The organism is Achromobacter sp. MYb9 (assembly GCF_002975275.1).
Lineage (GTDB): Bacteria > Pseudomonadota > Gammaproteobacteria > Burkholderiales > Burkholderiaceae_B > Achromobacter.
On the sequence record NZ_PCOQ01000026.1, the window covers coordinates 1 to 23,645 of the forward strand.

22 protein-coding genes and 1 pseudogene are annotated in these 23,645 nt (G+C 63.6%); 21 read left to right on the forward strand and 2 right to left on the reverse strand.

Translation table 11 applies throughout. The annotated features are described in order from the left end of the window. The 3 genes and pseudogenes from CQ050_RS26095 to CQ050_RS26105 all read left to right on the forward strand — a co-directional run. Positions 1-445: pseudogene (locus CQ050_RS26095) on the forward strand (prepilin); the annotation flags it as partial. A 78-nt stretch (positions 446-523) separates the two neighbouring features. Beyond that, entirely contained in the window at positions 524-3,148 is a 2,625-nt protein-coding gene (alaS, locus tag CQ050_RS26100) for an alanine--tRNA ligase (RefSeq protein WP_105559753.1), read from the forward strand. Continuing rightward, positions 3,148-3,414 (forward strand): sulfurtransferase TusA family protein, encoded by a 267-nt coding sequence (locus tag CQ050_RS26105; protein WP_105559754.1) that lies wholly within the window; start codon positions 3,148-3,150, stop codon positions 3,412-3,414. Before alaS ends, CQ050_RS26105 begins: the two co-directional genes overlap by 1 nt. Before the next feature lie 81 nt (positions 3,415-3,495). Here the strand turns inward: CQ050_RS26105 and CQ050_RS26110 are convergent, their stop codons facing one another. After that, positions 3,496-4,077: a hypothetical protein gene (locus CQ050_RS26110; protein WP_105559755.1), complete on the reverse strand. Its 582-nt coding sequence runs from the start codon at positions 4,075-4,077 to the stop codon at positions 3,496-3,498. Between the two features lie 440 nt (positions 4,078-4,517). Here CQ050_RS26110 and rpsP point away from each other — a divergent pair, with 440 nt between their 5' ends. The 8 genes from rpsP to CQ050_RS26150 all read left to right on the forward strand — a co-directional run bounded on the left by rpsP (position 4,518) and on the right by CQ050_RS26150 (position 10,810). Next, complete coding sequence (gene rpsP / locus CQ050_RS26115; protein WP_006224007.1) at positions 4,518-4,778, forward strand: 30S ribosomal protein S16; 261 nt, start codon at positions 4,518-4,520, stop codon at positions 4,776-4,778. Between the two features lie 82 nt (positions 4,779-4,860). Then, the gene (gene rimM / locus CQ050_RS26120; protein WP_105559756.1) at positions 4,861-5,478 is read left to right on the forward strand and encodes a ribosome maturation factor RimM; all 618 of its coding nucleotides are present in this window, start codon (positions 4,861-4,863) and stop codon (positions 5,476-5,478) included. Beyond that, complete coding sequence (gene trmD, locus CQ050_RS26125; protein ID WP_105559757.1) at positions 5,478-6,326, forward strand: tRNA (guanosine(37)-N1)-methyltransferase TrmD; 849 nt, start codon at positions 5,478-5,480, stop codon at positions 6,324-6,326. Before rimM ends, trmD begins: the two co-directional genes overlap by 1 nt. A gap of 204 nt (positions 6,327-6,530) precedes the next feature. Continuing rightward, positions 6,531-7,148: a helix-turn-helix domain-containing protein gene (locus CQ050_RS26130; RefSeq protein ID WP_105559758.1), complete on the forward strand. Its 618-nt coding sequence runs from the start codon at positions 6,531-6,533 to the stop codon at positions 7,146-7,148. Between the two features lie 99 nt (positions 7,149-7,247). After that, positions 7,248-8,003, forward strand: coding sequence for an ABC transporter substrate-binding protein (locus tag CQ050_RS26135; protein ID WP_105559759.1), 756 nt, complete (start codon positions 7,248-7,250; stop codon positions 8,001-8,003). A gap of 123 nt (positions 8,004-8,126) precedes the next feature. Continuing rightward, the gene (locus tag CQ050_RS26140; RefSeq protein WP_105559760.1) at positions 8,127-8,780 is read left to right on the forward strand and encodes an amino acid ABC transporter permease; all 654 of its coding nucleotides are present in this window, start codon (positions 8,127-8,129) and stop codon (positions 8,778-8,780) included. Continuing rightward, positions 8,777-9,508 carry an amino acid ABC transporter ATP-binding protein gene (locus CQ050_RS26145; RefSeq protein ID WP_105559761.1) on the forward strand — a complete coding sequence of 244 codons (732 nt, stop codon included), beginning with the start codon at positions 8,777-8,779 and terminating at the stop codon, positions 9,506-9,508. The genes CQ050_RS26140 and CQ050_RS26145 overlap by 4 nt, the downstream gene beginning before the upstream one ends. A gap of 12 nt (positions 9,509-9,520) precedes the next feature. Continuing rightward, entirely contained in the window at positions 9,521-10,810 is a 1,290-nt protein-coding gene (locus CQ050_RS26150; protein WP_105559762.1) for an FAD-binding oxidoreductase, read from the forward strand. A 78-nt stretch (positions 10,811-10,888) separates the two neighbouring features. Here CQ050_RS26150 and CQ050_RS26155 read toward each other — a convergent pair whose 3' ends face one another. After that, positions 10,889-13,783 (reverse strand): valine--tRNA ligase, encoded by a 2,895-nt coding sequence (locus tag CQ050_RS26155; RefSeq protein WP_105559763.1) that lies wholly within the window; start codon positions 13,781-13,783, stop codon positions 10,889-10,891. A 405-nt stretch (positions 13,784-14,188) separates the two neighbouring features. Here CQ050_RS26155 and ndk point away from each other — a divergent pair, with 405 nt between their 5' ends. The 10 genes from ndk to hfq all read left to right on the forward strand — a co-directional run bounded on the left by ndk (position 14,189) and on the right by hfq (position 23,601). Continuing rightward, complete coding sequence (gene ndk / locus CQ050_RS26160; RefSeq protein ID WP_054427443.1) at positions 14,189-14,614, forward strand: nucleoside-diphosphate kinase; 426 nt, start codon at positions 14,189-14,191, stop codon at positions 14,612-14,614. 44 nt (positions 14,615-14,658) lie between these two features. Continuing rightward, positions 14,659-15,813 (forward strand): 23S rRNA (adenine(2503)-C(2))-methyltransferase RlmN, encoded by a 1,155-nt coding sequence (rlmN, locus tag CQ050_RS26165; protein ID WP_046803686.1) that lies wholly within the window; start codon positions 14,659-14,661, stop codon positions 15,811-15,813. Then, positions 15,810-16,304: a helix-turn-helix transcriptional regulator gene (locus tag CQ050_RS26170; protein WP_105559764.1), complete on the forward strand. Its 495-nt coding sequence runs from the start codon at positions 15,810-15,812 to the stop codon at positions 16,302-16,304. The genes rlmN and CQ050_RS26170 overlap by 4 nt, the downstream gene beginning before the upstream one ends. A gap of 13 nt (positions 16,305-16,317) precedes the next feature. Further along, entirely contained in the window at positions 16,318-17,604 is a 1,287-nt protein-coding gene (ispG, locus tag CQ050_RS26175; protein WP_105559765.1) for a flavodoxin-dependent (E)-4-hydroxy-3-methylbut-2-enyl-diphosphate synthase, read from the forward strand. Positions 17,605-17,659: 55 nt separating this feature from the next. Then, on the forward strand, positions 17,660-18,946 hold the full coding sequence (gene hisS, locus CQ050_RS26180; RefSeq protein ID WP_105559803.1) for a histidine--tRNA ligase: 1,287 nt from the start codon (positions 17,660-17,662) through the stop codon (positions 18,944-18,946). 3 nt (positions 18,947-18,949) lie between these two features. Next, on the forward strand, positions 18,950-19,588 hold the full coding sequence (locus CQ050_RS26185) for a tetratricopeptide repeat protein (RefSeq protein ID WP_105559766.1): 639 nt from the start codon (positions 18,950-18,952) through the stop codon (positions 19,586-19,588). A gap of 5 nt (positions 19,589-19,593) precedes the next feature. Then, the gene (bamB, locus tag CQ050_RS26190) at positions 19,594-20,751 is read left to right on the forward strand and encodes an outer membrane protein assembly factor BamB (protein WP_105559767.1); all 1,158 of its coding nucleotides are present in this window, start codon (positions 19,594-19,596) and stop codon (positions 20,749-20,751) included. 25 nt (positions 20,752-20,776) lie between these two features. Then, positions 20,777-22,129, forward strand: coding sequence for a ribosome biogenesis GTPase Der (gene der / locus CQ050_RS26195; protein ID WP_105559768.1), 1,353 nt, complete (start codon positions 20,777-20,779; stop codon positions 22,127-22,129). Positions 22,130-22,132: 3 nt separating this feature from the next. Then, a complete protein-coding gene (gene hisC / locus CQ050_RS26200) occupies positions 22,133-23,206 on the forward strand; it encodes a histidinol-phosphate transaminase (RefSeq protein WP_105559769.1) in 1,074 nt (357 codons plus the stop codon). 158 nt (positions 23,207-23,364) lie between these two features. Continuing rightward, the gene (gene hfq / locus CQ050_RS26205) at positions 23,365-23,601 is read left to right on the forward strand and encodes an RNA chaperone Hfq (RefSeq protein WP_006218585.1); all 237 of its coding nucleotides are present in this window, start codon (positions 23,365-23,367) and stop codon (positions 23,599-23,601) included. The last annotated feature ends 44 nt before the right edge of the window (positions 23,602-23,645 follow it).

Genomic DNA, 23,645 nt, shown 5'->3' on the forward strand with positions numbered 1-23,645 from the left:
GGCGGGGGCCGAACTGGGGGCGGATAACCCTCCCGCGTTTCCCGACCTTGACCCGTTCGTCCGCATCGGCGACGCGCGCGACCCGGCATTGAGCGGATCGCTGACCGTCGCGGCGTCCATCGCAACGGGCGCCTACCTGAGCGTGGGCGGGCGAGCCCAGCCGGGGCTTGGCTGCGGTCTTGCCAATGGAACGATCGCCAGCACGCAAGCTGGCGAGCTGCTGGTTTGCCAGTCCGGCGTCTGGCAACCCGCCAGCGGCGGGTTCGGGGGGGCGTTCAGCAGTAATAATCGGTTCGGATGCCGGCATTATTCCGGGCAGTCGACGGCGAATCCACGCACCGGGGAATGCTCGTGTCCGGCCGGGTACCAGCCGGTCATCGTATCCGCGGGCGGTAAGTGGACCGAAACGGAGGGGTGGACCACCGGCTACGTGTGCGTCCGCTAGGGGGGCGATCCCTTGGCTCCGCGCTTTTTCGCCAACCCTCTATAATCAAAGATTCGCCTAAATCCTGCGTCATCCACGATGAAATCCTCTGAGATTCGCCGCCAGTTCCTGCAATTCTTCAAGTCGAAGGGGCACACCATTGTTCCTTCGTCGTCGCTCGTCCCCGGCAACGACCCGACCTTGCTCTTCACCAATTCGGGCATGGTTCAGTTCAAGGACGTCTTCACCGGCAAGGAATCGCGGTCGTACACGCGCGCCACATCGTCGCAGCGCAGTGTGCGCGCCGGCGGCAAGCACAACGACCTTGAAAACGTGGGCTACACCGCCCGCCACCATACGTTCTTCGAAATGCTGGGCAACTTCAGCTTCGGCGACTACTTCAAGCGCGACGCCATCCAATACGCTTGGGAACTGCTGACGCAGGTCTACAAGCTGCCGGCGGAAAAGCTGTGGGTCACGGTGTATCAGGAAGACGACGAAGCCTACGACATCTGGGCCAAGGAAGTCGGCGTGCCGACCGAACGCATCATCCGCATCGGCGACAACAAGGGCGCGCGCTACGCCTCCGACAACTTCTGGCAGATGGCCGACACCGGCCCTTGCGGCCCTTGCTCGGAAATCTTCTTTGACCACGGCCCGGAAATCTGGGGCGGCCCTCCGGGATCGCCCGAGGAAGACGGCGACCGCTACATCGAGATCTGGAACCTGGTGTTCATGCAGTTCGAGCGCGATGCCGCTGGCAACATGCCGCGCCTGCCGCGTCCCTGTGTCGATACCGGCATGGGTCTGGAGCGCATCGCCGCCGTCCTGCAGGGCGTGCATTCCAATTACGAAATCGACCTCTTTCAGAAGCTGATTCACGCCGCCGCTCGCGAAACCGGCATCAAAGACCTGGAAAACAATTCGCTCAAGGTCATCGCGGACCACATCCGCGCGTGCTCCTTCCTGATCGTCGACGGCGTGATCCCCAGCAACGAAGGCCGCGGATACGTGCTGCGCCGCATCGTGCGCCGCGCGCTGCGCCATGGCTACAAGCTGGGCCAGACCAAGCCCTTCTTCCACCGCCTGGTGCCGGATCTGGTCGCCGAAATGGGCGAGGCCTATCCGGAACTGGCTGCCATGGCCGACCGCGTGGCGCAGGTGCTCAAGCAGGAAGAAGAGCGCTTTGGCGAAACGCTCGAACACGGCATGCGCATCCTGGACACGGCCCTGGCCAATGTGACCAAGGGCGGCGTGCTGGACGGCAACACGCTCTTCACGCTGTACGACACCTACGGTTTCCCCGTGGACCTGACCGCCGACATTTGCCGCGAACGCGAAGTGGACATCGACATGGCCGGCTTCGAGGTCGCCATGGAACGCCAGCGCGACCAGGCTCGCGCCGCCGGCAAGTTCAAGATGGCCGAAGGCCTCAGTTACGAAGGCGCCGCGACGCGCTTCGAAGGCTACGAAAAGCTGGAGCTCGACAACGTCAAGGTCACCGCCCTGTACGTCGACGGCACCCAGGTGCAGGAAGTGAAAGCCGGCCAAAGCGCCGTGGTCGTGCTGGACGCCACCCCGTTCTACGCGGAATCCGGCGGCCAGGTGGGCGACACCGGCTTGCTCGAAGCGGATGGCGTGCGCTTCGCCGTCGGCGACACCCTGAAGATCCAGGCCGGCGTGTCCGGTCACCACGGGGTGCTGGAATCCGGTTCGCTGTCGGTAGGCGATACCCTGCTGGCCCGTGTTGACGCAGTCCGCCGGGCCCGCACGATCCGCAATCACTCGGCTACTCACTTGATGCACAAGGCCTTGCGCCAGGTGCTGGGCTCGCACGTGCAGCAGCGCGGCTCGCTGGTGGATCCCGACAAGACCCGTTTCGACTTCGCGCAGGATGCGCCAATGACCGCCGAACAGATCGCGCGCGTTGAAGCCATCGTTAACGCTGAAGTCCTGGCCAACCAGCCCACCGTGGCCCAGGTCATGGCCTATGACGACGCGGTCAAGGGTGGCGCCATGGCGCTGTTCGGCGAAAAATACGGCGATACCGTGCGGGTGCTGGACATCGGCTTTTCACGCGAACTCTGCGGCGGCACGCACGTCAGCCGCACGGGCGACATCGGCCTGTTCAAGATCATCTCCGAAGGCGGCGTGGCCGCGGGGGTGCGCCGCATCGAGGCCATCACCGGCGACAACGCGCTGGCTTGGGTGCAGAACCAGAACGCCTTGCTGACCCAGATCGCGGGCATGCTGCGCAGCACGCCGGCCGATGTGCCTGCGCGCATTGCGCAAGTGCAGGATCAGGTCAAGGCGCTGGAAAAAGACCTGGAACAATCCCGCAACAAGCTGGCCGCCAGCGCGGGCAATGACCTTGCCGCCAGCGCGGCAGTCGACGTCAAGGGCATCAAGGTGCTCGCCGCCAGCATCGGCGACGTGGATCCCAAGGCCTTGCGCGGCATGGTCGACAACCTGAAAGACCGCCTGAAGCCGGCTATCGTGCTGCTTGCCACCGGCTCGGCCGACGGCAAGATCAGCGTGGTGGGTGGCGTTACGGCCGATCTGACCGACCGCATCAAGGCCGGCGACCTGGTGGGCTTCGTGGCCAGCCAGGTGGGCGGCAAGGGCGGTGGCCGCCCCGACATGGCCATGGGCGGCGGCACCGACCTCGCTGCCTTGCCCGCGGCGATCGCCGGCGTGCAGAAGTGGGTGGAAGAGCGTCTCTGATGGGTGCCGACACCAGCCTCGATGCGGACGCGCAAGCGCCTGCATTCGAGCAGGAAGTGGATGCCAGCGGCCTGACGTGCCCCTTGCCCATCCTGCGCGCCAAGAAGGCCTTGGCGCAGATGGCAAGCGGCGAAGTGTTGCGCGTCATCACCACGGACCGCAACGCCATCCGCGACTTCCAGGCCTTCGCGCGGCAGACCGGCAACGCGCTGGTTCTGCAGCAAGAAGACGACGGCCGGGGCGTGCACTACCTGCGCAGGCGCTGACGCGCCGACCGTCGGCGGCGTTCGCTGCCGCTCACGAAAAAGCCCGCTTTCGCGGGCTTTTTTACGTCGACGCAGGCGTGCTTACTTATGGATGGCAGCCGCCACCGCCTGGGTGATGGTGAAGTCGACCAGATCGCCTTCCTTGAGCTGCTGCAGGCGTGCCTGCATGGCGGGGTCCTTCACCTGGATCGTGCGCATGCCGCCTTGCGGGCCTTTCAGCGTGACCAGGTTGGCGCTTTTGTTGATGTGCCAGATCGCAGCCGTAATGGTGGTCTGGCGGCCCATCGCGCCGCCCGGTTTGGCGCCCTTGGCGCTGCGGTTGGCGGCGGTTTCGGTCACCACTTCGGGAGCGCCCGAGCCGGCGGGCCGCACATCGACCGCGACAGACTCGTAATAGTCCAGCGTCAGCGTGTCGCCCGGCTTGATCTGCTGGAAATTGCGGACCTCGGGGCCTGCCAGCACGTCCACGGTGTTGCCGTTGGCGCCTTGCAGCGTGATGGTGCGGGTGGCGGGGTCGACGGCGGTGACCTTGCCCGACGCCGTGGTCAATGCCGCGCCGACAACCCGGGCAGAAGCCGCGAGCGGCATCGCCAGCGTGCCCAGCAATAGGCCGGTCAGAGCCAGGCGCGCGACGGGGGTGAAGACGGATTTTTGGTTCTTCATGGTGTGGCACCTCTCCAAGAGGAAGTGTTGGGAAAAAACACGGAAAAAAACGCGAGGAAAAACCGGGGGCAGGGCGAAAAAGGGGAGTGTTCCACCCTCAGGACGAGGGCTTGAAGGCAGCAGAAGGGCGGCGCCGTTGCGGCGTAGCCGGGGGGAGCAAAGCGTCGGGTCTTGCGCAGGTCGACATAAAACCGATCTCTCCAATCGGGTTATTCTTCACACGCACTCAGGTTCAACCGCACGAAATGCAGACGCGAAGCGCGCCTGAAGGCTACACTTTCGTCTGCGGCGGGCTCCGGCCCGTATTTGTAGAATACCCGTATGCGGTGTTTTAGGATACAAATTGCGCCGCCACGACTGATTCAGCACCTGCATTTGCCAGCCGGCTTGTTTAAGTGCTAGAATTTCCCGTTTTTCACAACTAATTCAAGGGATTACCTATGGTGGTGATTCGCCTGGCCCGCGGTGGGTCCAAGAAGCGTCCGTTTTACAACCTGGTGGCCACCGATTCGCGTAACCGTCGCGACGGCCGCTTCATCGAGCGCGTGGGTTTCTACAACCCCGTAGCTAGCGAAGGCACGGAAAACCTGCGCATTGCGCTGGATCGCGTGCAGTACTGGACCGGCACTGGCGCGCAACTGTCGCCCGCTGTCGAGCGTCTGGTCAAGGACTACTCGGCCAAGGTTTCCGCCGCAGCTTAATTGCCTGCGTCGTGCCCAAGCCGTTAGTTCAGCTGTAAAGCTACCATTCTTAGCTGTTTCATCATTACGAAGAGCGCGATACATGTCTGATGCCGCAACCTCTAACGCGGCGCCTACGGATTTGATCGAGCTGGGCCGCATCAGTGCAGCCTACGGTGTGAAAGGCTGGGTTAAGGTGCAGCCACATTCGGCCAATGCCGAAGTGCTGCTCTCAGCGTCTCAATGGTGGTTGACTCGCCCTGTGCCTGAATTGGCGCGGGGCGCTGTCGCGTCTGCGCCTGTCGCAATCAAGATTTTGCAAGTCCGCTCGCAGGGTTCCACGGTCGTGGCCCAGCTGGCAGGCGTTGCGGATCGCGATCAGGCGGAAGCCTTGCGCGGATATTCCGTGCAAGCGCCGCGCGGTTCGTTCCCCGCGCCCAAGGAAGACGAATACTACTGGGTCGACCTCATCGGTTGTTCGCTGTACACCAGCGCCAACGGTGAACCCGCGCTGATTGGCGTGGTGGACGAAGTCCTTGATAACGGCGCTCACGCCGTCTTGAAGGTCTTGTGCCAGAAGGTGGGGGCCGAAGGGCCCGAGCCTATCCTGAACGCCAAAGGCCGACCTGCCGAAATGCTTGTTCCGTTCGTACGCGCGCACATACACGCCGTCGATCTGGCTGCTCGCCGCATAGACAGCGACTGGCCGGCGGATCTTTGATGCGATTCGACGTCATTACGCTCTTTCCCGAAATGTTCGGGGTAGTGCGCGATCTGGGTGTCACCGGCCGGGCGCATGCCCAAGGCCGGTGGTCCTTGCACGCCTGGAATCCCCGTGATTTCACGCAGGACGTCCATCGCACCGTGGACGACCGTCCTTATGGCGGCGGCCCGGGAATGGTAATGATGGCGGCGCCTTTGGAAGCTGCCGTCAATGCCGCCCAGCAAGCGCGCGCAGCGCTTGGCCTGGCGCCCGCCCCGGTTGCGCTGCTGGCGCCAGTCGGCCAGCGCTACGATCAAGCCGGCGCCGAAACACTGGCCGCAAGCGACGGGATCATCCTGATCTGCGGCCGCTACGAAGGCGTGGACCAGCGGTTCATCGAACGCTGCGTAACGCGTGAGATCTCGCTGGGCGACTTCGTGTTGTCCGGCGGAGAGATCGCCGCGCTGGCAGTGATCGATGCCGCCGTGCGCTTGGTGCCAGGCGTGTTGAACGATGGCGATTCCGCGCTGCAGGATTCGTTCAACGACACCTTGTCAGGTTTGCTGGACAGCCCGCATTACACGCGTCCGGAAGTGTACGAAGGCGAGTCCGTGCCTGCGCCGCTGCTTAGCGGCCATCACGCCAACATCGCCCGCTGGCGACGCGAGCGTTCGCTTGCGCTGACGGCAACCCGACGCCCCGAGCTCATCGAATCGGCTCGCGCGAAAGGGTGGTTGAATAAGGCGGACGAGCGTTACCTGGCCGAATTGGCCGGCACCTATGACCCCGCTGCCGACGCGCCCAAGCGCAGGCGCAAGCCGTCGGCCAAGCCTGCCCAGCCCCCGAAGACGCCCGACGCGTCCTAAGTCATTCCCCTCCTCATTCTCGGTTCCGCAAGCGTAGGGATGTTCCTAGGTTGTGGGCGTTTCGGCTGCTCTTTAGTATTGAAAATTACATGCAAATGAAATTTTCATATGTCGAATTCCCCCTCTGGCCGGGCCGCTTCCGGCCGATCCGCTGCAGCCCTATCCGCGCCCGAGCGCCGCGTCGCCTCGCCGTCGGCTAGCGCCATGGCGGGTAGGCCAGAGTCGGCCGTCGACTTATGGCTGGGCCAGCAACTGCGCCAACTGCGCAAGCAGCAGAAACGCTCGCTGGCCGAGGTTGCCCGCGCTTGCGGCATGTCTTTGGGCTTGCTGAGCCAGATCGAGCGCGGTTTGAGTTCCGCGTCGGTAAAGGTCCTGCACATGCTGGCGCGCGAATTCAACGTCTCCGTGAATTCTCTGCTGCGCAACGCCGAGCATACGCAAAGTGAAGATGGCGGCCGTGTCGCGCGGGCCGGCACGCACCGCTTTATCGACCTGAGCGAAAAGGGCATCAGCAAAGAGATGTACACGCCGCCCGCGTGTCGCAGCATGGACCTGTGCCGCGCCACGATCGAGCCCGGCGGCTCGACCGGGCAGGAGCTTTTCGTGACGGGGCAGGGCGAGCAGATCGGCGTGGTGCTCAAAGGCTCGCTCGAGCTATGGGTGGGCGACCGCGTCATGTTGCTCAATGAAGGCGACAGCTTTTGCTATGCCAGCAGCACGCCGCGTCGCTGGCGTAATCCCGGGTCGCAGACGACCGAGGTCATCTGGGCCATCTCCAACATCACTCAAGCCGCGGGGGACGACACGCAACAGGCTCCCTAAGCGCACAGCTTCCATAGCGGCGTGGCGACTCAGGGGATCGTCGCGCCACCGGGCACGCAGCGCGTCGTCCGGGTTTCTTTGCCACGATGAGGATATGTCATGAAATTCAAGACTCTGGTTGTCTCGGTATTCGCAGCATTGTCCATGGCCGCGGGCGCGCAAGCCCAGACGGTGTTGAAAGTGGGGTCCACACCCACCGGCAGTCCTTTCACCTTTCTCGACACCAAGACCAACAGCATCGAAGGCGTGATGGTCGACATCGTGAAGGCCGTCGGCAAAGAAGCGGGATTCGAGGTGCAGATTGAACCCATGGCGTTTTCGGCTCTGATCGGTTCGCTGACTTCCAAACGGATCGACATCGTGTCCGCGGCCATGTTCATCACGCCGCAGCGCCAGCAGGTTGTCAGCTTTTCCGACCCCGTATACCGCTACGGGGAAGGGCTGATGGTGCTGAAGACCGACAACAAGGACTACAAGTCCTTCGCCGACATGAAGGGCATGACCGTTGGCGTGCAGGTCGGCACTGCATTCGTCGAGCCGATCCAGAAAAGCGGCATGTTCAAGGAAGTGAAGCTCTACGACAATCCGCCCGATATGATGCGCGACGCCAACGCCGGGCGCATCCAGGGCGGTTTCATGGACTATCCCATCGCGGCCTATATCCTGACCCAGGGCAACTATCCCAACCTGAAGATGGCGTCGTCCTACCAGCCGACCATCATGGGCAGCCTGGGCCTGGCCACGCGCAAGGAAGACACGGCCTTGCTTGATCGCATCAACAAGGCGCTGACCAAGTTGAAGGCGAACGGCGCCATCGACGCCATCCTGAAAAAGTGGGGCCTGTCCGGCGCGTGATGCCGGCCAGACCGCAAAGCAACCAAGCGTTATCGCATCAGCCTTGCCGGCGCGCACCCGCGCGCTGGCGGGCAGCACGCATCCGGCGTGCCGGTGGGCTGTCTTGTTGGGGTGGGTGAAGTCATGACGGAATTCTTCAAGGACTCGGCGGAGTACCTGCCGATATTGCTGCAAGGCGCGAAGCTGACGATCCTGGTCACGTTGGGTTCGCTTGCCTTATCGACGGTGCTGGGCTTGGTGTGGGCGCTGATGCGCGTCTCCGGCAACACGTTCCTGTCCAAGCTCAGCGGCGGAATCATCAACCTGCTGCGCGGCATCCCGATCATCGTGCTGCTGTTCTACATCTACTTCGTGATGCCCGACATGGGGGTGTCGCTGACGGCCGTGCAGGCCGCCATCATCGGGTTGGGCGTGGCCTATTCCGCGTATCAGGCCGAGAACTTCCGCGCGGGCATCCAGGCCATCGACCGTGGCCAGATCGAAGCCGCGATGGCGATGGGCATGAGCTGGAGCATGACGATGCGGCGCGTGGTGCTGCCGCAAGCCGTGAAGATCGTGCTGCCGCCTTACGGCAACATCATGATCATGATGCTCAAGGACTCGTCGCAGGCGTCCACGATCACGGTGGCTGAACTGGCTTTGCAGGGCAAGCTGATCGCCGTGTCCACGTTCAAGAACGCCACCGTGTTCTCGCTGGTGGCGCTGATGTACCTGATCATGTGCGTGCCGCTGATCCTTCTTGTCCGGCACCTCGAGAAAAGGAGCGCCACGAAATGATCGAACTCAAGGGAGTCCGCAAGAGCTTCGGTCCGCTAGAGGTGCTCAAGGGCATCGACGCCGAAGTCACCAAGGGCGAAGTCGTATGCGTGATCGGCCCGTCCGGCTCTGGAAAATCCACCATCCTGCGTTGCATCAATGGGCTGGAGCGCTACAACGCCGGGCGCATCACCGTGGATGGCGAGCTGGTCGACGCCGACGCGCCTTCCATCGTGTCGATCCGCACGCAGGTGGCGATGGTGTTCCAGCGCTTCAACCTGTTTCCGCACCGCACCGCGCTGGAAAACGTGATCGAAGGGCCGATCTTCGTGAAGAAAGAGCCGCGCGCGCAGGTGCTGGAGCGCGGCCGCGAATTGCTGGCCAGCGTGGGCTTGGCAGACAAGGCGGATGCGCATCCCAATCAGTTGTCGGGCGGGCAGCAGCAGCGCGTGGCCATTGCGCGCGCCCTGGCGATGCAGCCCAAGGCCATCCTCTTCGATGAGCCGACGTCCGCGCTGGACCCGGAACTGGTGGGCGACGTGCTGGGCGTGATGCGCAAGCTGGCCGAGGCCGGCATGACCATGGTCGTCGTGACGCACGAAATGAGCTTCGCCCGCGAGGTTGCCGACCGCGTCATGTTCTTCGATGGCGGCGTCATGGTCGAGCAGGGCGTGGCCCGAGAGGTCTTGAACCATCCGCAGCACCCCCGCACGCAGGATTTCCTGCGCCGTGTGCTGCACCCCATGTAGGAAGGAATCATCATGCAGCCAGTGCCGTTTCCGCTTTCTCCGTCCTTGTGGGCAGCGACCGCTTCGGCGCCGCCGCCCACCCAACCGCTTTCGGCGTCCTTGCAGGCGGATGTGCTGGTCATCGGCGGTGGCTACGCCGGGCTGAGCACCGCGCTGCATCTGGCGGAGCGCGGCGTCAACACCGTGGTGCTGGAAGCGCATGAAATCGGCTTCGGCGGGTCAGGCCGCAATGGCGGGCAGGTGATCCCGGGGCTGAAGTACGACCCGGACGCCTTGATCTCGATGTTTGGCCAAGAGCGCGGCGAGCGCTTGTTGCGGTTCGCGGGGGCGACGGCCGACTCGGTGTTCAACCTGATCGACCGCCATGCCATGGACGTGCCGCATGTCCGCAAAGGTTGGGTCCAGGGCGCCCACAATGCAGAGGCGCTGCGCACCGCGCACGGCCGAGCGGCGCAATGGGCGCGGCATGGCGTGGACGCGCAGCCGTTGGATCGCGAGCAAGTCGCCCGCCTGCTGGGCACGGACCGCTATCTGGGCGGCTGGGTGGACAACCGCGCCGGCGCCGTGCAGCCGCTGAGCTATGCGCGTGGATTGGCGCGCGCCGCACTGAACGCCGGCGCCTCGATTTACACGGACACGCCCGTCACCGGCCTGACCCGCAGCGATGGCAAGTGGGTGGCGGCGACGGCCCGCGGCGCGACGGTCACCGCCGACCGGGTGGTGATGTGCACCAATGCCTACGGCGGCGACCTGTTGCCGGGTTTGAAGACATCCATCATCGACGCCAATACCTTCCAGGTCGCCACCGCGCCCTTGCCGGAGCCGGTGCGCGCGGGCATATTCCCTGAAGGGCATGTCACCTCGGATACGCGCAACCTGCTGCTGTATTTCCGGCTGGACCACCAGGGCCGGCTGTTGATGGGTGGGCGCGGGCCCTTCCGTGAACCCAAGGGGCCGGAAGACTGGGCGCATCTGGAACGGGTCATGCTGAAGCTGTTCCCGCAGGTGGCGGGCACGCCATTCGAATACCGTTGGTGCGGGCGCGTGGCGGTCACCCGCGACTACCTGCCGCATTTGCACGAGCCGCAACCTGGCCTGTTGGTGGATATCGGGTGCCAGGGGCGCGGGGTGGGGCTGCAGACCAGCATGGGCCGCGCCATGGCCCAATACGTGGCGACGGGCGACGCCAACGCGCTGCCCGTGCCCTTGTCCCCGGTGGTGCCGTTTCCGCTGTATGGCCTGCGGCGGCTCTACGTCAATGCGGTGGTGACCTGGTACCGCATGACCGATGGCGGCGTCTGACTTCCTCGGTGGTTGCCGCCATGAAAAAACCCCGGAACCAGTCCGGGGTTTTTGGTTTCAGCGGGGCGTGGCCGCCGTTCAGTCGCCCAGCTTGGCGCGCTGTTCGCGCACCTTCTGCAGCGTTTCACCGAACTGCGCCATGCGGGCCTTTTCCTGCTCGACGACCGCCGCCGGGGCGCGTTCGACGAAGCTGGCGTTCGACAGCTTGCCATTGGCCTTGGCGATCTCGCCTTCCAGGCGTGCGATTTCCTTGTCTAGGCGAATGCGCTCGGCCGCCACGTCGATCTCGACGTGCAGCATCAGGCGGCTGGCGCCCACAACCTGGACCGGCGCGCCGGCGTCGGGCAGGGCGTCCAGCACGTCGACCTGGCTCAGCTTGGCCAGCGCGGCCAGGTACGGCGCGTTGCGCTTGAGCGTGGGCGCGTCGCCCTGGGCGCACAACGGCACTTTCTGGGCGGGCGACAGGTTCATTTCGCCGCGCAGCGCTCGCACCGCTTCCACCTGGGCCTTGAGTTCGGCCACGGCGGCTTCCGCCGCCACATCGACCGCGTCCGGATTGGCTTGCGGGTAGGGCTGGACGCTGACGCTGTCGGCCACGCCTTCCTTGCGCTTGCCGGCCACCACCGACACCTTTTGCCAGAGTTCTTCCGTGATGAACGGAATGATCGGGTGCGCCAGGCGCAGCACGCATTCCAGCACGCGGATCAGCGTGCGGCGCGTGCCCAGCTGCTGGGCGGGCGTGCCGGTCTGGATCTGCACCTTGGCCAGTTCCAGGTACCAGTCGCAGTACTCGTCCCACACATAGCGGTACAGGGCATTGGCGATATTGTCGAAGCGGTAGTCGGCGAATCCGCGCGCGACGTCGGCTTCCAGCGTCTGCATCTGGCTGATGATCCAGCGGTCGACGAACGAGGTCTCGCCCGCGTCCGTGCCCGTCAGGTCGTGGCCTTCGGTATTCATCAGCACGAAGCGCGTGGCGTTCCACAGCTTGTTGCAGAAGTTGCGATACCCCTCGCAGCGCTTCAGGTCGAAGTTGATGTTGCGGCCCAGGGTGGCGTAAGCGGCCATCGTGAAGCGCAGCGCATCGGTGCCGAAAGCGGGGATGCCGTCCGGGTACTGGCGGCGCGTGGCCTTTTCGATGGCTCCCGCCTGCTTGGGGTTCATCAGGCCATAGGTGCGCTTGGCGATCAGGCCGTCCAGGTCGATGCCGTCGATCAGGTCGACCGGGTCCAGCGTATTGCCCTTGGACTTGCTCATTTTCTGGCCGTCGGCGTCGCGGATCAGGCCGTGCACGTAGACGTGCTTGAACGGAATCTGGCCGGTCAGGTGCGTGGTCAGCATGACCATGCGGGCGACCCAGAAGAAGATGATGTCAAAGCCCGTGACCAGCACGCTGGAGGGCAGGTAGCGTTGCAGGTCGGGCGTGTTTTCCGGCCAGCCCAGCGTCGTGAAAGGCACGAGGCCCGACGAGAACCAGGTGTCCAGCACGTCCGGGTCGCGCTTGAGTTCGCCCGTGACGCCGGCGGCGCGCGCCTGTTCGATGGCGCCGGCTTCGTCGTGCGCCACGAAGACCTGGCCGTCTTCCGAATACCACGCCGGGATCTGGTGGCCCCACCACAGTTGGCGCGAAATGCACCAGTCCTGGATGTTGTTCAGCCACTGGTTGTAAATGGTGGTCCAGTTGTCCGGATAGAACTTGATACGGCCATCGGCCACGACTTCCAGCGCAACTTCGGTGATGCTCTTGCCCGGGTTCAGCGTGCCTTCCGGGGCCGGCTTGCTCATGGCGACGAACCATTGGTCCGTCAGCATGGGCTCCAGCACGACGCCGGTCCGGTCGCCTTTGGGCTGCATCATCTTGTGCGGTTCGATCTTGACCAGATAGCCTTCGGCATCCAGTTGGGCGACGACCGCCTTGCGGGCTTCGTAGCGCTCCAGGCCCTGGAACTGCTTGGGGCCGTTTTCGTTGATGTGCGCATCCAGCGTGAAGATCACGATCAGCGGCAGATCGTGGCGCATCGCGCAGGCGTAATCGTTGAAATCGTGGGCGCCGGTGATCTTGACGCAGCCCGTACCGAATTCGGGGTCGACGAAATCGTCCGCGATGATGGGGATGTTGCGATCGCACAGCGGCAGTTCGACTTCCTTGCCGATCAGGTGCTGGTAGCGCGGATCGTCCGGGTGCACGCACAGGGCGCCGTCAGCCAGCATCGTTTCCGGGCGGGTCGTGGCGATCGTCATGCCCCGCAGCGTAACGGTCTGGCCGTCTTTGTCGACAATGGTCTGCGGCCCGTCGACGAAGGGGTAGAGGATGTGCCACATGTGGCCGTCGGTCTCTTCGGACTGGACTTCCAGGTCGGACACGGCGGTCAGCAGCTTCGGATCCCAGTTGACCAGGCGCTTGCCGCGGTAGATCAGTCCCTGTTTATGCAGGCGTACGAAGGTCTCCACCACGCCGCGCGACATGCGGTCGTCCATGGTGAAATATTCGCGCGGCCAATCGGCCGACGCGCCCAGGCGGCGCACCTGCTCGGTGATGGCGTTGCCCGACTTTTCCTTCCATTCCCACACTTTTTCCACGAATTTTTCGCGGCCAAGGTCGTGGCGGGAAACCTTCTGGGCGTCCAGCTGTCTCTCAACAACGATCTGAGTGGCGATGCCGGCGTGGTCCGTGCCGGGAATGAACACGGTATCGTCACCAGCCATGCGGCGGTAGCGAACCAGGCCGTCCATGATGGTCTGGTTGAACGCGTGGCCCATGTGAAGGGTGCCCGTGACGTTGGGCGGCGGGAACTGGATGACATACGGCTGGTTTTCCGTCCCCGTTTTTACGTGCTGGCCCGCCGCGAAGTAGCCGCGCTTGTCCCACTCGGCATACCAGCGGGACTCCAGTTCGGAGGGTTCGAAGCTCTTGGAGAGTTCCGGGGTGTCGCTCGCGGGATTCGCGGCGTTCGGGGGGGCAGCTTGGGTCATTACAGGGTTCCGGCAAACAGGGCGCCCGGCGTAGGGATACGGGCAGCAAACCGCTCATTTTAAGATGTAATGCGGTCTTCTCAGCGTGTTAGAATACCGGGTTACTGTAAACCTTTTAGAAGTCCCTGAATTCATTAAGGATTCCTTCGGAAATGCGCACGGAAAAGTCCGCGTTTCAGAAATCCGAAGCAGAATTGAGGGCGCGTCCGATCGGTCGGCAGTGTCGAATCCCTGCCTTGGCCATGTGGCTCAGGACGGCCCGGAGCGTTCAGCAGAACTGTTCAAACGATCCGGACCGCCTGTGCGCCAATCGCGCGATGACACTTCAAGGGTGACACCGACAAGTGCAGAGCCACGCCAGGCAATTCATCAGAAACCAGTCAGAAATCAGCTTTCGGAGTTCCTATGTCCATCCAACGCACCCTCTCGATCATCAAGCCCGACGCCGTCGCCAAGAACGTCATCGGCCAGATCGTCGGCCGTTTCGAGCAAGCCGGCCTGAAGGTCATCGCCGCCCGCCTGGCCCAACTGTCGCGCGCCGACGCCGAGCGTTTCTACGCCGTGCACTCGGAACGCCCCTTCTTCAAGGACCTGGTCGATTTCATGATCTCGGGCCCGGTCTTCGTGCAAGTGCTGGAAGGTGAAGAAGCCATCCTGAAGAACCGCGACCTGATGGGCGCCACGGACCCGAAGAAGGCTGCTCCCGGCACCATCCGCGCCGACTTCGCCGACAGCATCGACGCCAACGCCGTGCACGGCTCGGACGCTCCGGAAACGGCTGCTGTCGAAATCGCTTTCTTCTTCCCCGAAATCAACATCCACAGCCGTTGATTTTCCCGGAAGCACTGTTCTAGTTTTTTAGCGTTACCCAGGTCATGGAATCCGTCGAACGAATCAATCTGCTGGGGCTGGATGGCTCCGCCCTGTCCGAACTTGTCGGGCAGTGGGGCGGCAAGCCGTTTCGCGCTCGCCAGTTGCAGCGCTGGATGCACCAGCGCGGCGCCGATTCGTTCGACGCCATGACCGACCTGGCCCGCGAATTCCGCAGCCAGCTCGCGTCCAACTGCCGCATCGAAGCCTTGCCCGTCAATATCGAGCAGCGCTCGACCGACGGCACGCGCAAGTGGCTGTTCGACGTGGGGCAGGGCAATGCCATCGAAACCGTCTTCATCCCCGAAGACGATCGCGGCACCCTTTGCATTTCCAGCCAGGCCGGCTGCGTGGTGAACTGCCGCTTTTGCTCGACCGGGCACCAGGGCTTCAACCGCAACCTGAAAACCAGTGAAATCATCGGCCAGCTTTGGTGGGCCAAGCGCGTGCTGGAGGCCGATATCGGTACCGCCCGCCTGGAAAGCGCCAAGGCCACCGAAGATACGCGCGTCATCAGCAACGTGGTGATGATGGGCATGGGCGAGCCCCTGCTCAACTACGACCAGGTCCTGCCGGCGTTGCGCCTGATGCTGGACGACAACGCCTACGGCTTGTCTCGTCGGCGCGTGACGGTGTCCACGTCGGGCGTGGTCCCCATGATGGACCGCCTGTCGCAGGACTGTCCGGTGGCGCTGGCCGTCTCGCTGCACGCGCCGAACGATGCGCTGCGCGACGAACTGGTGCCGCTGAACAAGAAGTACCCGCTGAAAGAGTTGCTGGCGGCTTGCGAACGCTATCTGGCGTTCGCCCCGCGCGACTTCATCACCTTTGAATACTGCATGCTGGACGGCATCAACGACACCGACCAGCACGCCAAGGAACTGATCCAAATTGCACGCCAGCTGCGCTGCAAGCTCAATCTGATTCCGTTCAACCCCTTCCCCGAGTCGGGCCTGAAACGCTCCAACTCCGCACGCGTCAAGGTGTTCGCGCAGCGTCTGATGGACGCTGGCATCATCACGACCGTGCGCAAGACCCGGGGCGACGATATCGATGCAGCTTGTGGTCAACTGGCCGGAGAAGTGCGGGACCGCACTCGGATTACCGAGCGTAATGCCGCACAGCGCCAGACCATACCAATTAAACAGGTGCATGCATGACGCAGGATTTCGCTTCTGCAGTTTCTGAAACGCCCGCAAGCGCTGCGGGCAACGTGGGCTCGGCATTGCGCGCGCTGCGCCAGTCCAAAGGCTGGTCGCTCGATGAGGTGTCCAGCCGCATCAAGTTTTCCACGAAGCAGATCGAAGCCCTAGAAAACGAAGCGTGGGCAGACCTGCCCACCGGCGTTTCCCTGCGCGGTTTGGTCCGCAATTACGCGCGCCTGCTGGGCGCGGATTCGCAAGCCATCGTCGATTCGCTGGACCCCAAGGCCCGCGTCACCGGTCCGGTGAAGCTGAGCCCGGGCGCCCTGCATTCGGCCCATTCCATCCCCCAGTCCAGCGCCGACGACGACCGTTCGTCGTCGACCTCCTGGGGATGGCTCATCGCCATCGTGCTGGTGCTGGCCGCCGGCGTGGCGTATGCCTTCTGGCAAGGCTGGTTGCCGCAGCAATGGCTGCCGTTCGACTGGCTGCAGAAGCCGACCAAGTAACCCGGTTCCACCGATGCAAGATTCTTTTCTGCCTTGCCAGGATGCGCCGCCTCCCTCCGTCGGGGCGGCGATGCGCCGCGCCACGCGTTCGGTGGCGGTGAAGTGGGGTGATCGCGTCGTGATGGTGGGCGGCGACGCCCCGGTCGTGGTGCAGTCCATGACCAACACCGACACGGCTGACGCCATCGCCACGGCGATCCAGGTCAAAGAGCTGGCGTTGGCCGGCTCCGAGCTGGTGCGCATCACGGTGAATACGCCCGAGGCGGCGCGCGAAGTGGTCGCCATCCGCGAACAACTCGACCGCATGGGCGTAAACGTGCCGTTGGTAGGCGACTTCCACTACAACGGCCACAAGCTGCTGACGCAGTTTCCGGAATGCGCGCAAGCGCTGTCCAAGTACCGGATCAACCCCGGCAACATGGGCGGCGGCAAGCGGCGCGACGACAACTTTGCGCAGATGATCGAAGTGGCTTGCCGTTACGACAAGCCGGTGCGCATCGGCGTGAACTGGGGCAGCCTGGATCACGAACTGATGGCGCGCAAGATGGACGAAAACAGCCGTCGCGCGCAGCCCTGGGAGGCCCAGGCCGTGATGCGCGATGCGCTGGTCGTGTCGGCTATCAGCAACGCGCAGCGGGCCGAAGAACTCGGCCTGCGGCGCGACGCCATCATCCTGTCCTGCAAGGTCAGCCATGTGCAGGACTTGATCGCGGTTTACCGCGATTTGTCCGCGCGTTGCGACTATCCCCTGCACCTGGGCCTGACCGAAGCCGGCATGGGCAGCAAGGGCATCGTGGCGTCCACCGCCGCGCTGGCAGTGCTGCTCCAGCAAGGCATTGGCGACACCATCCGTATTTCGCTCACGCCGGAACCCGGCGGCGATCGCAGCCGCGAAGCCATCGTGGCGCAAGAGATCCTGCAAACGATGGGCCTGCGCGCCTTCACGCCGATGGTGGTGGCGTGCCCCGGCTGCGGCCGCACCAGCAGCACGTTCTTCCAGGAACTTGCTGATAGCATCCAGTCCTACTTGCGCCGCCAGATGCCCGTCTGGAAAGCGCAGTACCCGGGCGTAGAAAGCATGAACGTCGCGGTCATGGGCTGTGTGGTCAATGGGCCGGGCGAAAGCCGTCATGCCGATATCGGAATCAGTCTGCCGGGAACGGGCGAAGTGCCCGCGGCGCCGGTATTCGTGGATGGCGAACGCACGGTTACGCTCAAGGGCGACCATATCGCCGAAGAGTTCCAGGCCATCGTCGAAGACTACGTGGCGCGCCGTTACGGCGCGCTCGCCTCTCATTAAAAGAAAGGGTGTAGCCGCGGACGCGCCGGCAGGCGCGTGATGCGGCATGATCAAGATGACTCAAGCTTTCCAGAAAGTGGCCGCCATACGCGGCATGAATGACGTGTTGCCCGGGACGAGCGCCCGTTGGGAACAGTTCGAGGAAATCGTGCGCGGTTGGCTGCGCGGCTATGGCTACCGCAATGTGCGTACGCCCGTGCTTGAGCATACGCGCCTGTTCACGCGCGGCATCGGCGAAGTGACCGACATCGTCGAAAAAGAGATGTACACGTTCACCGACGCGTTGAACGGCGAATCGCTGACGATGCGTCCCGAAATGACGGCCGGCATCGTGCGTGCCTCCATCGAGCACAACATGCTCTATGACCGTCCGCAGCGCGTCTACTCGATCGGCCCCGTGTTCCGCCACGAGCGCCCGCAGCGCGGCCGCTATCGTCAATTTCATCAGATCGACGTCGAGGCCCTGGGCTTTGCCGGCCCCGACGTGGATGCCGAACTGATCGTCATGCTGGCCCGCTTGTGGAAGCTGCTGGACCTGAAGGACGTGCGCCTGGAACTCAATTCGCTGGGCCAGCCCGCCGAACGCGCCGCGCACCGCGCCGCCCTGATCGAACACCTGGAAAAGCACCGCGACATCCTGGACGAAGACGGCCAGCGCCGCTTGTACACCAACCCGCTGCGCGTGCTGGACACCAAGAACCCCGCCATGCAGGAAATGGCCAACAGCGCGCCGCGCCTGTTTGATTTCCTCGGCGATGAATCCCGTGCGCACTTTGACGGCGTGTGCCAGCGCCTGACGGACGCCGGCATCGAATACAGCCTGAATCCGCGCCTGGTGCGCGGTCTTGATTATTACAACCTGACGGTGTTTGAGTGGGTCACTGACCGCCTGGGCTCTCAGGGCACGGTCTGCGGCGGCGGCCGCTACGACGGCCTGGTCGAACTCCTGGGCGGCAAGCACGCGCCCGCGGTCGGCTTCGCGATCGGCATGGAACGCCTGCTGGACCTCTGGGAACAAAGCGTGCAACTGGAAGCGCCGGCCGAATGCGACGTCTATGTCGTGCACCAGGGCGAAGAGGCCCAGCGCTTGGCCGCCCGGGTCGGCGAAAACCTGCGTGACGCGGGCCTGTCGGTGATCGTGCATGCCGGTTCAGCCGGTTTCAAGTCCCAATTCAAGCGCGCGGATGCCAGCGGCGCCAGGGTTGCGGTTATTCTTGGCGCCGATGAGGTCGCGTCGCAGACCGCCAGCGTCAAATATTTGCGCGCGGACGCCCAGGGCGACGCCGCCCAGCAGCAGGTCCCGCTGACGGACCTGGCTGCGGTACTGAACAACAAGGGTTAAGGCATGGCATACGATCTCGAAGAACAGGAAAAACTGGACGCAATCAAGGCGTGGTGGGCCCGTTACGGCACGCTGATCGTCACGCTGTTTGCCGTCGTGGCGCTGGCGTGGGGCGGCTGGTGGGGCTGGAAGGCCTATGAGTCGCATCGTGCCAATCAAGCCATGGGCTACTTCGAAGCGCTGGAAGATGCGGCTCGCCTGGGTGGCGCCGATTCCTCGGTGCGCATCAAGACGGCCGCGGCCACGTTGCGCGAACAGTATCCGGCCACCGGCTACGCCGCGCGCGGCGCGCTCGTCGCGGCGCAAGCCCTGCAAGCTCAGAAAGACGAGGCCGGCGCCCGCGAACAGCTCGAATGGCTGGCTGCGCAAGGCAAGAACCCCGCCATGCAATCCGTGGCGCGCCTGCGCCTGGCCGGCATGCTGCTGGATCAGAAGCAATATGACGCGGCGCTTGCGCAATTGAACAACCCGCCGGCCGCTTTCGCCGCCTTGTTCGCGGACCGCCGTGGCGATATCCTCGCTGCGCAAGGCAAGCGCGACGAAGCGCGTGCGGCATGGCAAAGCGCCATTGATGGCCTGGGCACGTCGAACCCGATGACCCAGGTTGTGCAATTGAAATTGGATGCCTTGAGCGGAGCGTGACTGTAATGCGTAAATTTGCACCTGGTCGTACGTGGCGTGGCGCCGTTTGCCTGGCAAGCTTGCTTGCTTTGGGCGGATGCGGCTTGTTTTCGCACGATGACGGCCGCTACGATCCTGCGCCGCTGACCGAGTACAAGGCTGGCATGTCCGTGCACCAGGTCTGGTCGACGTCGATCGGCAGCGGATCCGGCCTGGGCTTTGCGCCCACGGTGCTGGGCAGCGCCGTCTACGCCGCCACGCCGGATGGCTCCGTGGGTAAGTTCGATCTGCAAAGCGGCCGTCCGCTCTGGAAGGCCAAGACTGACGGCAAGCTGTCGGCCGGCGCCGGCAGCGACGGCACCACCACCGCGGTCGCCTCTCCCGACGGCGACGTGATCGCCTTTGACGACAACGGCAAGGTGAAGTGGAAGGTCCGCGCCACCAGCGACGTCACGATCCCGCCCGTGGTCGGCTACGGCATCGTGGTCGTGCGCAGCGGCGACTACCGTATCCAGGCGTTCGACGCCAATAGCGGTGAACGCGTCTGGAACGTGCAGCGTCCCGGCCCGTCGCTGGCTTTGCGCAGCGTGTCGCAGATGGTTTTGGCAGAAGGCCTGGTCATCACCGGCCTGCCGGGCGGCAAGCTGATGGCGATCGCCTCCAACAGCGGCAATGTGCAGTGGGAAGGCACCGTGGCCACCCCCAAGGGCGCAAGCGACCTCGAACGCCTGACCGACGTCGTCGGCGTTCCGCGCATCGCCGGCAATCTCCTTTGCGCAGTCGCCTATCAAGGGCGTATCGTCTGCTTTGACGTCACCGCAGGCGGCCGCCCGTTGTGGGCCAAGGATTTTTCCAGCGTCAGCGGCTTGACGCTGGACGAGCGTTTCGCCTATTCGGCGGACCAGAACAGCGTCGTCAGCGCGTTTGCGCTGGATAATGGCGGCAATGTCTGGAAGCAGGCGGCCCTGAAAAACCGCCAAGTCACCGCACCGGCTATGCTGGGCGGTGCGCTGGCAGTGGGCGACCTGGAAGGTTACCTGCACTTCCTGTCGCGTAGTGATGGCAGCCTGATGGCACGGCTGTCCGTGGGTGGAGGCGCCGTCGTTTCGCCGCCGCAAACCACCCCCCAAGGTGTGCTGGTCCAGACGGGCAATGGCAATCTCGTCATGATCGGCGCCAACTAAAACCTATAGAACAAAGCCTTACACCGTGTCTTTCAAGCCTGTCGTTGCCCTGGTCGGTCGCCCCAATGTGGGGAAGTCGACCCTTTTCAACCGCCTGACGCGATCACGCGCCGCGTTGGTGGCCGATTTTTCCGGCCTGACCCGCGATCGCCATTACGGTGAGGGCAGGGTAGGCGAGATCCCGTTCATCGCTATCGATACCGGTGGTTTCGAACCCGTCGCCAAGGACGGCATTCTGCTGGAAATGGCCCGCCAGACGCGGCAGGCCATCGCCGAAGCGGACGTGGTGGTGTTCCTGGTGGATGCCCGTGCCGGCCTCAATGCGCACGATCACGAAATTGCCCAGTTGCTGCGCAAGTCCGGGCAACAGCGCGTGTTGCTGGCCGTGAACAAGGCCGAAGGCATGGGCTTGGGCCCGGCGATCTCCGAATTCCACGAACTGGGATTGGGCCAGCCCTATCCGATTTCGGCCGCGCACGGCGACGGCATCGTCGACCTGATCGAATTGGCACTGAAAGACCTGGCCGAACCGCCCGCCGAGGACGAAATCGTCGAGGAAGGTGAACACGACCACCGCATCAAGCTGGCTATCGTGGGCCGCCCGAACGTCGGCAAGTCGACGCTCATCAATACGCTGATGGGCGAAGAACGCGTGATCGCCTTCGACTTGCCCGGCACCACCCGCGACGCCATCGAAATCGACTTCGACCGCGATGGCCGCCGCTACACGCTGATCGACACCGCCGGCCTGCGCAAGCGCGGCAAGGTGTTCGAAGCCGTCGAGAAGTTCTCCGTGATCAAGACGCTGCAGGCCATCGAGGCCAGCAACGTCGTGCTGCTGATGCTGGACGCGCACACCGAGATTTCCGAGCAAGACGCCCACATCGCGGGTTTCGTGCTGGAAACCGGCCGCGCCGTGGTGGTCGCGATCAACAAGTGGGATGGCCTGGACGGCGAAGAAAAGGAACGCATCGAGCGCGAATTCCAGCGCAAGCTGCGCTTCCTGTCGTTCGCCCGCATGCACACCATTTCGGCGTTGCGCGGACAGGGCATCAAGCCGCTCTTGAAGTCCATCAACTCGGCCCACGCCGCGGCGTTCGCCAAATTGTCCACGCCCAAACTGACGCGTGAGCTGCAAGCCGCCATCGAGCAGCAGCAACCGCCGCGCAAGGGTATCTTCCGTCCCAAGATGCGCTATGCGCACCAAGGCGGGCAGAACCCGCCGCTGGTCGTCATCCACGGCAATGCGCTGGACGCCATCCCGGATTCATATCGCCGCTATCTGGAAACGCGTTTCCGCAACGCGTTCGACCTGGCCGGCACGCCGTTGCGCATCGAATTCAAGTCTTCGCACAACCCCTACGCGCAGGAAAGCTGATCCATGAGCCGTTTCTGGAGTCCCGTGGTGGGGACGCTGAGTCCGTATGTCCCGGGCGAGCAGCCCAAGCTTCAGAACCTGATCAAGCTGAACACCAACGAGCACCCCTACGGCCCGTCGCCCAAGGTGCTCGACGCCATCCGCGCGGCGTGCGATGACACGCTCAAGCTGTATCCGGATCCGTCCTCGGACCGTCTTCGCCAGACGATCGCCAAAACGATGGGTGTGCAGCCGGGCCAGGTGTTCGTGGGCAACGGTTCCGACGAGGTGCTGGCGCATGTTTTCCTGGCACTGCTCAAGCACGAGCGTCCGCTGCGCTTCCCGGACATCACCTACAGTTTCTACCCGGTCTACTGCGGTCTGTACGGCATCGAATACGAAACCGTGCCCCTGACGGCAGACTTCCGCATTGACGTGGAAGACTACCTGCCTCGGGCCGACGGTCAGGCCGGCGCCATCATTTTCCCGAATCCCAATGCCCCCACCGGCCGCGCATTGAGCTTGCCCGAGGTCGAGCGCATCGTCGCCGGCAACCCCGGCGCCGTCGTGGTCGTCGATGAAGCCTATGTGGACTTCGGCGGGGAATCGGCGGTGGGGCTGGTCGCGCGCTACGACAACCTGCTCGTCGTGCAGACGCTATCCAAGTCGCGTTCGCTGGCCGGGTTGCGTGTGGGCTTCGCCGTGGGCAGCGCCGAGCTCATCGATGGGCTCGACCGCGTAAAGAACAGTTTCAACTCCTACCCCATTGATCGTCTCGCATCGGCTGGCGCAGTGGCGGCATTGGAAGATACAGAGTACTTTGAGAAGACTCGCCAAGCCGTGATCGAAACCCGGTCGCGGATGACGGCGGGCCTGGAGTCGCTGGGATTTGAGGTGTTGCCGTCGGCCGCGAATTTCGTGTTCGCGCGGCACCCCTCCAAAGATGCTTCGGGCCTCGCCGCCGCCTTGCGCGAGCGCAGCATCATCGTGCGTCATTTCCGTCATGCGCGCATCGATCAGTTTCTTCGCATTACCGTGGGCACGAACGAGCAAGTAGACGTGCTTTTGAAGGGGCTCGCAGAGGTCCTGCAAGCGTGATGGTCAGGGGCTTTTCAGCTTGAAAACTCTGGTGTCACTTTTGCTTCCTGGCCAAGTAGCACGGGCCGGGAAAACCCTGTAGAGTACGTATTTCGGTGTGCTCCACCAGTACAAAAAAGCACATCATCACTCAATAACAAACAAATGGAGCCTGGCCAATGAGCAATAAAGGGCAAACTCTGCAAGATCCGTTCCTGAACACGCTGCGCAAGGATCATGTGCCCGTGTCGATTTACTTGGTGAACGGTATCAAGCTTCAAGGGCAAATCGAATCTTTTGACCAGTACGTGGTGCTGCTGCGCAATACGGTTACGCAAATGGTCTACAAGCACGCCATTTCCACCGTTGTCCCCGCCCGCGCCGTGAATTTCCAGGTGGAAGTCCCTGCTGAGTAATCTCGCTCCAGCTGTACCTTTTTTTGCCCGCCAGACGGATGACG